The sequence below is a fragment of the Proteus sp. fly-1008 genome (assembly GCF_040140305.1).
Lineage (GTDB): Bacteria > Pseudomonadota > Gammaproteobacteria > Enterobacterales > Enterobacteriaceae > Proteus > Proteus vulgaris_B.
Genome location: NZ_JBEEWH010000057.1, coordinates 1 through 588, shown reverse-complemented (window position 1 = coordinate 588; position 588 = coordinate 1). Strand labels below are relative to the sequence as shown.

Sequence of the window (588 nt, the reverse complement as noted above, 5' to 3'; positions counted from 1 at the left end):
GTTATCACAGTGCCATTCCAGCGATTTTCCCACAGTTCGCACTTTTCTAATATGACTCTAGAAAAATTAGCGTAACTAAGATTTGTCTTGGTTATATAAGCACTACAAAACCATGACCTTGGAGTTATCATATTCATAAAATTTGCCCCTCGAAAATCAGCTCCTTGAGCTAAACACTCACTAATTTCAAGACCTAAGGCGCTAATGTTTTTAAAATTACTCATTGATAAATCGCAGCTTTTAAAGCTAACGTAATTTAGTTCGGCTCTATTAAAATCACACCCTTCCAAGCTATTCCTGTCGTAAAAACTACAATCAACAAATTCAGTATCAGTTAAATCAACCCCTGAAAAATCACAATTTGAAAAGGCAATATTTTTAACTCTATTCCCCGTAAATTGATCTCGTGAAAACTTTTCATTGATAAAGTGCTTTTCCATACATGCTACACCTGGTTATTTATACAGTGCAATCATTGTACATTAATTTGAACAACCTTAAACTCTAGCTGAAATTGAATCATACAATCCCTTTTATGTTAAACGGGCGAGTTAGTTAGCAAAAACCACCCGTTCACCCCCATTAAAG

Annotated in this window: 1 protein-coding gene; it reads right to left on the bottom strand. The window is 34.7% G+C overall.

Annotated elements, in window-relative coordinates; all coding sequences use genetic code 11:
• Window positions 1-440, bottom strand: a 440-nt coding sequence (locus tag ABN256_RS19155) for a pentapeptide repeat-containing protein (RefSeq protein WP_349439942.1), incomplete at its 3' end; no start/stop codon positions are given.
• Window positions 441-588: the final 148 nt, after the last annotated feature.